Source organism: Mesorhizobium sp. M7A.F.Ca.CA.001.10.2.1 (assembly GCF_003998575.1).
GTDB lineage: Bacteria > Pseudomonadota > Alphaproteobacteria > Rhizobiales > Rhizobiaceae > Mesorhizobium.
In genome coordinates, this window is record NZ_RZQY01000175.1 from 1 (window position 1) to 9,757 (window position 9,757).

Sequence of the window (9,757 nt, forward strand, 5' to 3'; positions counted from 1 at the left end):
AGCTTATGAGATGAACTCCAAGGTCATTCAGGCCGCCGACGACATGGCCTCCGTGGTCTCCAAGAACATCAGGTAACGCATGATGTCGACGCCCGGCCTCCTGTCCGCATTCCGCCGCACCGCGCTCGTCCTTGCGCTGGTGACCGGCACGATGCCGGCTTTTGCCCAGGAGTCGACCAACCAATCGGCCACCCGGATCGCCAGCAATCAAGCTGGCGGCGAGGTGGTGCTTATTCCGAGCCGGGTAATCTATCCCGGCGAGACCATCAACCTGGCTGCCCTGAAACAGGTCACCCTTATCGTCGGCAAGCGCAAGCCGGAGGCGGTCGCCACGCGAGCCGAAGAACTGGATGGCAAGGTCGCCAAGCGCACGCTGCTGCCCGGCCGCTACATTCCTTCCACCGCCATCCGCGAGGCCTGGCTGGTCGAACAGGGTGCTTCCGTGCAGATCTTCTTCATCGCCGGCGGGCTGACGATCTCGGCCACCGCCGTGACGCTGCAGCCGGGAGTTGCGGGCGACCTCGTCAAGGTTCGCAACATCGACAGCGGCAAAATCCTGTCCGGCACGGTGATGGCGGACGGAACCATCCAGGTCAGCGCTTCATGATGCGCGGGCTTACCCTGATGCTGGCAGCCGTGCTTGGCCTGCAGCCGGCGCTGGCCGATGGCCTGACGTCGAAGGCCAAGCGCGAGCTCGCCGCCAAGAATGGCGGCGTCTACAGCGATCCCGAATATGATCCGGCCACCACCAGCCGCATGTTCCGGGTGTCGACCGGGCCAAGTTCGCTGCCGCCGGGCCAGGTCGCCGCGCGCATCAAGGACATCGCCCAGCTGCAGAGTTCGCGCGACAATCAGCTCGTCGGCTACGGCCTGGTCATCGGCCTTGCCGGATCGGGCGACAGCCTGCGCAACTCGCCATTCACCGAACAGTCGATCCGCGCGATGCTCGAAAATCTCGGCATCGCCACCGAAGGCGGCAGTGCGCGCGCCAAGAATGTCGCCGCCGTCATCGTCACCGCCAACATGCCGCCCTACGTGCAATCGGGCGCCCATCGAGGAGACGTCGATGTCGATGGGCGACGCGACCTCGCTTTCCGGCGGCACGCTGATCATGACGCCGCTGAAGGCGGCGGACGGCGAGATCTATGCCGTCGGCCAGGGCTCGGTCATCGTGTCCGGCTTTACCGCCCAGGGACAGGCCGAGCAGCTGACGCAAGGCGTGCCGACCTCCGGCCGCGTGCCGAACGGCGCCATCGTCGAGCGTGCTGTCCAGGCCGAGTTCGACGATCAGGCGATCCTGACGCTGCAACTGCGCAATCCCGATTTCTCGACCGCTATCCGCATCGCCGACGCCATCAACGACTACACCGGCCAGCGCTTCGGCATGCGGGTGGCGGCGGAGCGCGATTCGCGCACCGTTCAGATCAGAAGGCCGAAAGGTGTCTCGGCGGCCCGCTTCTATGCCGAGATCGAGAATTTGGTGGTCGAATCCGACACGCCGGCCCGTGTCGTGATCGACGAGCGCACCGGCACCATCGTCATCGGCAATGACGTCAAGATCTCACGTGTCGCCATCAGCCACGGCACGCTCACCGTGCGCATCACCGAAGCGCCGCGCGTCGTCCAGCCCGAGCCCTTCTCCAAGGGCGAGACCGCCATCGAACCGTTCACAGCCATCGACGCCAGCCGGCCCGACGCCCGCGTTGCCGTGCTGGACGGACCCGATCTCCAGACCCTCGTTTCCGGCCTCAACCGCCTCGGCGTCAAGCCGGATGGCATCATCGCCATCCTGCAGGGCATCAAGTCGACCGGGGCCCTGCAGGCCGACCTGGTTCTGCAATAGGCGATGCCGATGACGCGCTTCTTCTCACACCACGAAAGACACCGCACCGCTGCGATCCTGCTCGCGTCCGCCATTCTCGCGACGCTGCCCTTTGCCGGCGACACTGCGCGCGGCGAGGAGACGGTCCGCCAGGTCCTGCCGGGAGCACCGGTGGCAGCGACGCCGCAGCAATTGACGCGGGAAAAGGCGCCGGACCAAAGCGAGATCGAGCGCTTCTGCTCAAACATCGCCGACGCCGCCCGCGACCGCCGCTATGTCCTGCAGGCGGAGGAACTGAAGCAGCTCCAGGCCGGCATTGACGAGCGCATGAAAGCTCTCGATGCAAAGAAAGCTGAATACGAGACCTGGCTGAAGCGACGCGAGGTTTTCCTGGCCCGGGCAGAGGACGGCGTGGTCCAGATCTACGCCGGCATGAAGCCCGACGCCGCCGCCGAGCGGCTGGCCATCGTCAACGCCGATCTGGCTGCGGCCATATTGATGAAGCTCGATACACGCAAGGCGAGCGTCATCCTCAACGAAATGGACCAGAAGGCAGCGGCGACGCTCACCGGCATTATGGCCAGCGCAGCCCGAAGGGTAGATCCGTCATGATCCGGAAAATGCTTGTCCTGTGCGCGGTCACCATGCTGTCGGGTTGCGGAACCAACCTCAAGGAGGTCGGCAGGGAGCCGGCCCTGTCCCCGGTCGGCTCCGGCATCGATGGCGGCAGTACCGGCTCCCTCTATCGCTATCCGCAAACGCCGCCCGCGCCAGTCAAGAAATTCTCGTTGTGGGACGACCGCCAGAGCCGGCTGTTCACCGACCCGCGGGCGCTGTCCCAGGGCGACATCCTGACGGTCAAGATCAAGATCAACGATCGGGCCAACTTCAAGAACCAGAACGACAGGAGCCGCACCGCCAATCGCAAGCTCGGTTACGACCTCAGCGCGCAGTGGGACCAGTGGAGCACAGCCGGCAAGGGCGCTGGGGCTCTCAGCTCCACCACGGACACGACTGCCGACGGCGAGATCAAGCGCTCGGAGACACTTGAGCTCAATGTCGCGGCGATCGTCACCGATGTGCTGCCCAACGGCAATCTGATGATCACCGGATCGCAGGAAGTGCGCGTCAACGCCGAGCTCAGGGTGCTGACGCTCGCCGGCATCGTGCGGCCGGCCGATATCGGCGCCGAAAACACCATCCCCTACGAACGTATCGCCGAGGCCCGCATCTCCTACGGCGGACGCGGTCGCATCACCGAGGTCCAGCAGCCTGCCTACGGCCAGCAGATTCTCGACCAGGTTCTTCCGTTCTAGGATCGGAGCAGGGCGCCGTGGCAAATATCGAACAGGTTCAGCCACGCAAGGGTCCCTCCCCTGCCATCCAGGCCGGCCTGCTGCTGCTTGTGACGGCGGCCGCCATTGGCATGGGCTGGATGTCCGGCGGTTATCTCAAAGGCGTCGGCGCACCGGCGTCGGTACCGGTCGCGCCTGAGAACGAAGGCAAGATCATGCAGCCCACCGCGGCCGAGCAGCCAGGCCTGGGCCCGATGCTTGTCGTGCTGGCGCCGATCACCACCAACATCGCCTCGCCTGCCGGCACATGGATCAGGATGGAGGTGTCCGTCGTCTATGACGGGCCGCAGCCACAGGCAATGTCGGATGACATCCACCAGGATCTTCTGGCCCTGGTGCGCACCTTGAAGATGCATCAGATCGAGGGCGCCAGCGGCTACCAGCACCTGAAGGCCGATCTTGAGGAACGCGCCTCGATCCGCAGCCAGGGTCACGCCAAGCAGATTCTTATCAGGACATTGCTGCTCGAATGAGAAAGTTCCTTCTCGCCACGGCGATGATCGCGGCCGCAACGTCCGTCGCGACGGCGCAGCAACTCGATCTCGGCGGTATCGGCAAGGCCGACGGCACCACCGTAGGCTACATCATCCAGATGTTCGGCCTGCTGACCGTTCTGTCGGTGGCGCCAGGCCTGCTGATCATGGTGACCAGCTTCACCCGTTTCGTCATCGCCTTCTCGATCCTGCGCGCCGGCATCGGCTTGCAGTCGACACCGGCAAACCTCATCCTGATTTCGCTGTCGCTGTTCATGACTTTCTATGTCATGGCGCCGACCTTCGATCAGGCCTGGAACACCGGCGTCAAGCCGCTGATGGACAACCAGATTACCCAGACCGAAGCCTTCGACAAGATTTCGGACCCGTTCCGCACCTTCATGCTGCACAATGTGCGTGACAAGGATTTCGACCTCTTCGCCGACCTTGCCCGCGAGCGCGGACAGACCGTTTCGCGTGACACCGTCGACCTGCGCATCCTGGTGCCGGCCTTCATGATCTCGGAGATCCGGCGCGGTTTCGAGATCGGCTTCCTGATCGTGCTGCCATTCCTCGTCATCGACCTGATCGTCGCCACCATCACCATGGCGATGGGCATGATGATGCTGCCGCCGACAGTGGTGTCGCTGCCGTTCAAGATCCTGTTCTTCGTCCTGATCGACGGCTGGAACCTGCTTGTCGGCAGCTTGGTGCGCTCCTTCAACTGACCCTGCGGCGCCGGCTCGAAATCCCAGCAATATATTTTCGATTAACCGTCCGGTTTAGCCCTTTGGTAGGGACTTGCCCGCATATTCGCTCGCAGATGGCGGGTGATCGATTTTGAGAGATCATGGGCATGATGCCGCACCGTCATACCGGTAGAGCCGGTATGTAAAAAATACCTGTAAAATCAAGGTCCGAGTACCATGTCCAGCATCATGACGAACAGCGCCGCATTGACGGCCCTGCAGAGCCTCAACGCCACCAGCAAATCCCTCACCGACACCCAGGCCCGCATCTCGACCGGCTACAAGGTCTCGCAGGCTTCGGACAACGCCGCTTACTGGTCGATCGCCACCACGATGCGCTCCGACAACCAGGCAATGTCCACCGTTTCGGACGCTCTCGGCCTCGGCGCCTCTAAGGTCGACACAGCCTATACCGGCATGAGTAGCGCGATCGATACGATCAACCAGATCAAGACCAAGCTGGTCGCGTCCTACGGCCAGACGGACGCCTCCAAAGAAAAGACCCAGGTCGAAATCGCCGCCCTTCAGAACCAGTTGAAGGCCTACGCCGATGGCGCCACCTTCTCCGGCACCAACATGCTTTCGGTGTCCACTGCGACAGGCACCGCGGCCGACGTGAAGATTGTTTCGGCCTTCAACCGCGACGCGACCGGCGCGGCTTCGATCTCGACGATCGATGTCAATGTGGAAAGCATCAAGCTGTACGATGCCGGCGCGGCACCAACCGCCAAGGGTATTCTCGACACGGCCCGCCTCGGCACCACGGGCGCTGCTGTTGCCACGGCCTCGGCACCGACGTTGGGCGCTGCCGCAGCGGTTACCGACACCTATTCGGTTGCCTCGCTGACTATCTTCTCGGGTGGCACGGCCGCCAGCGATAGCCAGATCGCGCAGCAGATGAACGTCGTCGATGCCGCGCTCAAGGCCATGACCAACGCCGCCACCACGCTCGGCGCCGCCAAGAGCAGTATCGACCTGCAGAAGACCTTCACCTCGAACCTGATGGACTCCATCGATCGCGGTGTCGGCCAGCTCGTCGATGCCGACATGAACAAGGAATCGACCCGCCTCCAGGCCCTGCAGGTCCAGCAGCAGCTCGGCATCCAGGCGCTGTCGATCGCCAACGGTTCGTCGCAGTCGATCCTGTCGCTCTTCCGCGGCTAATCGCATCCGCCAACTTGCACTAAAATCGGGCCGCGCCAAAAGCGCGGCCCGATTTCGTTTGCTCGGACCGCGCGCAACGCTCTGTCGTTAACTCTCGAAAGGCCGCGTTTAACAGGCTGTTAACCATGTCCCGCTAATTATGGTTAACCAATAGCTTACAACGGTTGGCGAATCGGCCCTACTGGCACGATACCACGGTTGAAGCAGGCTATCCGGCATGTCTGAGCATGCCGGCCTTTGAGAAGGAGCGACTTTCTTGGCGAGTATCATGACCAACGCCGCGGCGTTAACCGCGCTTCAAAGCCTCAGCGCCACCAACAAGTCACTCGAGCAGACACAGGCCCGCATATCGACGGGCTACCGTGTCTCGCAAGCTTCGGACAACGCGGCCTACTGGTCGATCGCCACCACGATGCGCTCCGACAACCAGGCCCTGTCGACGGTGCAGGATGCACTCGGCCTCGGCGCCTCGAAAGTCGACACCGCCTACACCGGCATGAACAATGTGCTGACAACGATCGGCCAGATCAAGACCAAGCTGCTTTCGACCGTCGGCCAGACGGACGCAGCCAAGGCAAAGACGCAGACCGAGATCAAAGCGCTTCAGGCGCAGATGAAGTCGTTCGCCGATGCGGCCACCTTTTCAGGCTCGAACTTCCTAGCGGTGACCTCAAAGCAGGTTGCGGCCGCCAATGACGGCGTCCAGCCCGACTCCCAGATCGTGTCCTCATTCAATCGTTCCTCATCCGGCGCCATCTCGATCGGGACGATCGATATCGATGTCGAGAGCACCAAGCTTTTCGACTACGGCCTCGCCGCCGAGGTCAAGAATTACGGAACCCTCGATCGCCAGACGTCCATCTATTCCACGGGCGCCGCCCAGACCCTGTACGACAACGCCTATGCGGGCGTGATCGCGGGCGGAGGAACGGACATCGCCGCGAACACCGCCGGCCAGACGGCGGCGGGAGCGGTCGCCAAGGTCGACAATATCTCCGCCTACAACCTCGATATCACGGCACCAGGCATTACCGACGACATCATCACGCAGATGGTGAACAGGATCGATAACGTCATGGCCCAGCTGACCGACTCCGCCACCATCCTCGGTTCCGCCAAGAGCAGCATTGACCTGCAGAAGACCTTCACCCAGAGTTTGATGGACTCCATCGACCGCGGCGTCGGCCAGCTTGTCGATGCCGACATGAACAAGGAATCGACCCGGCTCCAGGCACTGCAGGTTCAGCAGCAGCTCGGCGTTCAAGCGCTGTCGATCGCCAACAGCGCCTCGCAGTCGATCCTGTCTCTGTTCAAGAGCTGATCACGGGCGCCACCGGCGCCGTCCTTTCCATCAGATAATCGGGCCGCGCCGCCAGCGCGGCCCGATTTCATTTTCGCACAAGCTTCGAAGACTAGAGTTCCGGCGGACAATCATGCTGGGAGTCGTTGAACCGTGCCGGAACAGATCCAGAGCATCATCTCGAATCTCCGCGGGTTTGGCGTGAAGCGCCTCGCCATGCTGGCGGGCATCGCCGTTCTGGTGATGGGCGTCATCGGCATCGCCTCGGTCTATCTCAACCGCCCCGCCTATGACACGCTCTATGTGGGACTAGACCGCGCCGACGTGAACCAGATCGGCCTGGTGCTGGGCGAAGCCGGCATCGGCTTCGATGTCGGCGCCGATGGAACCTCGGTTCTGGTGCCGGCCGGCACCACCGCTCAGGCCCGCATGCTGCTTGCCGAAAAGGGCCTGCCGACCAGCGCCAATGCCGGCTACGAATTGTTCGACAATGTCGGCTCGCTCGGCCTCACCTCCTTCATGCAGCAGATCACCCGCGTGCGGGCGCTGGAAGGCGAGATCGCCCGCACCATCCAGTCCATATCGGGCATCAAGGCTGCGCGGGTCCACATCGTCATGTCCGAACGGGCCAATTTCCGCCGCGACGAGCAGCAGCCCTCGGCCTCCGTGGTCATCCGCTACGCCGGCATCGACGCCGAGAAGAGCGCCATGTCGATCCGCCATCTCGTCGCCGCCGCCGTTCCCGGCCTGTCGGCAGACAAGGTGACTGTTCTCGATTCCAGCGGCAATCTGCTGGCCGCGGGCGACGATCCTTCCAACACCAGCGCCGCCCGCACGCTCGGCGTCGAGCAGACCGTCGAGGCGCAGATCGGAGACAACATCCGCCGTGCGCTGACGGCCTATCTCGGCCCCGACAATTTCCGCGCAAGCGTCAAGGCCGAGGTCAACACCGACACCCGCCAGACGGAAGAGACCATCTTCGATCCGAATTCCCGCGTCGAACGCTCGGTGCAGTCGGTGCGGGCCAACGAGAACAACAACCAGAAGCAGGCTTCCACTCCGGCCAGCGTCGAGCAGAACCTGCCCGAGACCCAGGCAACCGCCACCGATGGTCCGCAATCCTCCTCGCAGAACGACCGCAGGGAAGAGATCACCAACTACGAGATCAATTCCAAGAAGATCGCCACGGTCTCAAACGGCTACACCGTCACCAAGATGTCGATTGCCGTGGTCGTCAATCAGCAACGGCTGACGGCCATCCTCGGCAAGGACGCCACGCCGGAGCAGATCGCCAAGCGCGTCGCCGAGATCCAGAAGATGGTCACGTCCGCTACCGGCCTTGACGAAAAGCGCGGCGACATCATCGACGTCTCGGCGGTCGAGTTCATCGACGGCCTGGATGGCGAGGCGATCCCGCAGGCGGGAATGCTCGATTCGATCGGCCAGCATGCCGGCACGATGATCAATGCCGGTGCCTTCATCGTCGTGGTGTTCCTGGTCGCCTTCTTCGGCCTGAGGCCGATGGCCGCGGCGCTGACGGCAAAGGCTACTCCGGCCCTGGCAGGTCCCAGCTTCGACGACGTCCAGCGCTCGCTGCCGACGCCGGAGGCAATGGCGGCTACCGACAGTGCCGCGATTGGGACCTTGCCAGGCACACGCCCAGGCCCCACGCCGCTCGACGATCTTCGCCAGAAGATCCGGCCGGCGCCGCAGGACAGGCTTGCCAGGATGGTCGACCTCAACGAGGAGCGCACCGCGCAGATCCTGCGCAAATGGGCCGCCCAGGAAGTGGCGGTGTAAACCATGCCCTCCGTAGCCCTCTTCGACCTTCTGCCTGATTTCGGGACGCGCGCGCAACGTGCCGGCCAGTCGCGGGCAGCAATCGATCCCGAACACAAGCCCGAGACGCCGGCGCCGCAGGCCGATATCGGCACGCTGATCGCCGAGGCGGTTGCCCAGGCGGAGGCAGCGCTGGAGGTCCGCCTGTCGGCTGCGCATGACGCCGCGCTCGAAGCCGAACGCCAGGCCAATGCCGAGGAAGCAAGGATATTTCTCGAAAGCCTCGGCGACGATGTCGGCAAGGCGGTCTCGTTGCGCATCGATGCCATGGAGGCGCGCGTCACCGGACTTGTCGCCGCCACGGTCGCCCGCATCATCGGCGGCATCGTCAGCGACGATCTGCAGAAACGTTCGATCGAGGCATTGGCCGGCGCCATCCGCGAAGCGGTCGGCGATGCCGAAGCGGTGCGCATCGTCGTGCGCGGCCCGCTCTCGATGTTCGAAACACTGAAGGCGTCGCTCGGACCCCGCGCCGCCAATCTCGATTTTGTCGAGGCGCCAGGCTTCGACCTGACCGTCGCCATCGACGAGGCGGTGTTCGAGACGCGCATGGCCGAATGGTCGACGGTCCTCTCGGAGGTCCTGGCATGAGCGTCGCAGACGCCGACCACGGCCGCCACGAGATCATCATCGTGCGGCGCAGCCATGACGACCATGACGAGGCCCACCATGGCGGCGTCTGGAAGATCGCCTTCGCCGACTTCATGACGGCCATGATGTGCTTCTTCCTGGTCATGTGGCTGATCAACGCCGCCAACGAGCAGACCAAGGCAGCCGTCGCCAGCTACTTCAACCCGGTCAAGCTGGTCGACCGCAATTCGAGCCGCAAGGGCCTGGAGGATCTCGGCGACGGACCGCGCGCCATGGGGCTGACGGCAGACGATCCGCAAGAGGCGACCAGCAAAGCCGGACAGAACGGCAATGCCGGCGCGGGCGCGTCGGACCGCAAGCAGGACAAGCAGGAGCCGCAGCAGGCGGAACGCTCCGACGATCATCTCTTCGCCGACCCCTACGCGGTGCTTTCGGAAATCGCCGCGGATACCGGCGTCATGCAG

The 9,757-nt window shown here is 63.6% G+C and carries 11 protein-coding genes and 1 pseudogene; all 12 read left to right on the forward strand.

Going from position 1 to position 9,757, the window contains the following annotated elements:
* Positions 1–76, forward strand: a 76-nt coding sequence (locus EN964_RS13745) for a flagellar basal body rod C-terminal domain-containing protein (RefSeq protein ID WP_373565058.1), incomplete at its 5' end; no start/stop codon positions are given.
* 3 nt (positions 77–79) lie between these two features.
* Positions 80–607, forward strand: a complete 528-nt coding sequence (gene flgA / locus EN964_RS13750) for a flagellar basal body P-ring formation chaperone FlgA (protein WP_127268380.1) — start codon at positions 80–82, stop codon at positions 605–607.
* Positions 608–870: 263 nt separating this feature from the next.
* Positions 871–1,843 (forward strand): annotated as a pseudogene (locus tag EN964_RS13755) (flagellar basal body P-ring protein FlgI).
* Positions 1,844–1,852: 9 nt separating this feature from the next.
* Complete coding sequence (locus EN964_RS13760; protein ID WP_127268382.1) at positions 1,853–2,434, forward strand: MotE family protein; 582 nt, start codon at positions 1,853–1,855, stop codon at positions 2,432–2,434.
* Positions 2,431–3,138, forward strand: a complete 708-nt coding sequence (flgH, locus tag EN964_RS13765) for a flagellar basal body L-ring protein FlgH (RefSeq protein WP_127268383.1) — start codon at positions 2,431–2,433, stop codon at positions 3,136–3,138. Before EN964_RS13760 ends, flgH begins: the two co-directional genes overlap by 4 nt.
* 17 nt (positions 3,139–3,155) lie before the next feature.
* Positions 3,156–3,650: a flagellar basal body-associated FliL family protein gene (locus tag EN964_RS13770; protein ID WP_127268384.1), complete on the forward strand. Its 495-nt coding sequence runs from the start codon at positions 3,156–3,158 to the stop codon at positions 3,648–3,650.
* The gene (fliP, locus tag EN964_RS13775) at positions 3,647–4,378 is read left to right on the forward strand and encodes a flagellar type III secretion system pore protein FliP (protein ID WP_127271437.1); all 732 of its coding nucleotides are present in this window, start codon (positions 3,647–3,649) and stop codon (positions 4,376–4,378) included. The genes EN964_RS13770 and fliP overlap by 4 nt, the downstream gene beginning before the upstream one ends.
* Positions 4,379–4,576: 198 nt before the next feature.
* A complete protein-coding gene (locus EN964_RS13780; protein WP_127271439.1) occupies positions 4,577–5,563 on the forward strand; it encodes a flagellin in 987 nt (328 codons plus the stop codon).
* Positions 5,564–5,819: 256 nt separating this feature from the next.
* Positions 5,820–6,884: a flagellin gene (locus EN964_RS13785; RefSeq protein ID WP_127270046.1), complete on the forward strand. Its 1,065-nt coding sequence runs from the start codon at positions 5,820–5,822 to the stop codon at positions 6,882–6,884.
* A 132-nt stretch (positions 6,885–7,016) separates the two neighbouring features.
* Positions 7,017–8,663 carry a flagellar basal-body MS-ring/collar protein FliF gene (gene fliF, locus EN964_RS13790; protein WP_023810010.1) on the forward strand — a complete coding sequence of 549 codons (1,647 nt, stop codon included), beginning with the start codon at positions 7,017–7,019 and terminating at the stop codon, positions 8,661–8,663.
* Between the two features lie 3 nt (positions 8,664–8,666).
* Positions 8,667–9,293, forward strand: coding sequence for a hypothetical protein (locus EN964_RS13795; RefSeq protein WP_127270048.1), 627 nt, complete (start codon positions 8,667–8,669; stop codon positions 9,291–9,293).
* On the forward strand, positions 9,290–9,757 hold a 468-nt coding region (locus EN964_RS13800), incomplete at its 3' end, for a flagellar motor protein MotB (protein WP_281059557.1). The genes EN964_RS13795 and EN964_RS13800, both read left to right, overlap by 4 nt.

Excerpts from the sequence above, each read along its gene's own strand:
- flgH (WP_127268383.1), top strand. The coding sequence starts at position 2,431 with ATGATCCGGAAAATGCTTGTCCTGTGCGCGGTCACCATGCTGTCGGGT.
- EN964_RS13795 (WP_127270048.1), top strand. The coding sequence starts at position 8,667 with ATGCCCTCCGTAGCCCTCTTCGACCTTCTGCCTGATTTCGGGACGCGC.
- flgA (WP_127268380.1), top strand. The coding sequence starts at position 80 with ATGATGTCGACGCCCGGCCTCCTGTCCGCATTCCGCCGCACCGCGCTC.
- EN964_RS13780 (WP_127271439.1), top strand. The coding sequence starts at position 4,577 with ATGTCCAGCATCATGACGAACAGCGCCGCATTGACGGCCCTGCAGAGC.
- fliP (WP_127271437.1), top strand. The coding sequence starts at position 3,647 with ATGAGAAAGTTCCTTCTCGCCACGGCGATGATCGCGGCCGCAACGTCC.
- EN964_RS13760 (WP_127268382.1), top strand. The coding sequence starts at position 1,853 with ATGACGCGCTTCTTCTCACACCACGAAAGACACCGCACCGCTGCGATC.